This is a genomic window from Pseudomonas sp. SB113, assembly GCF_040754745.1.
Classification (GTDB): Bacteria; Pseudomonadota; Gammaproteobacteria; order Pseudomonadales; family Pseudomonadaceae; genus Aquipseudomonas; species Aquipseudomonas grimontii.
Window position 1 is genome coordinate 1 of record NZ_JBFMHW010000172.1, and the last position, 450, is coordinate 450.

The following is a 450-nucleotide window of genomic DNA, read 5'->3' on the forward strand; positions in this document are numbered from 1 at the left end:
GGGCAGGGCCATGCCAATGAAACTGCCCTCGATCGTGGTGCGAAGTGCTGCACCTTTTTTAAGTTCGCCCGCTTCGATCAGAATGATGGCGTCGGGCGAGGGCTCAGTGCAGAGGGCTTTTACATCGTCGGCGAACCCTTTCTGGCCGCCGGCATTTCGAACCCAAAGCAAGCGTTTGGAGGAAAACATCGGCACGGTGCGCGCTTCATCAAGCAGGCGGCCGTCGCCCTTTTCAGCTTCGGAAGCGTCCAGCCTGACAACCGAAAAGGGATCATCCAGCGGCAAGCCTGTGCGTACAGCAAAAGCGCGCGCCCGTTCTGCAACCAGCCCGCGATCGGGACCGTAAAACAGGACGATGCTCGTTTCAGGACTGGGTCGCGCAAGCCATGCATCGACCTCGAATGCTTTCTTCTGTGCCATGTTCTCCGATTAGCACGGAGCGGGCATGAT

1 protein-coding gene is annotated in these 450 nt (G+C 58.7%); it reads right to left on the bottom strand.

What is annotated here, in order from left to right:
- The coding region (locus AB1462_RS32015; RefSeq protein ID WP_367249113.1) for a hypothetical protein at nucleotides 1-420 on the bottom strand (420 nt) is incomplete at its 3' end.
- Between the last annotated feature and the right edge of the window lie 30 nt (nucleotides 421-450).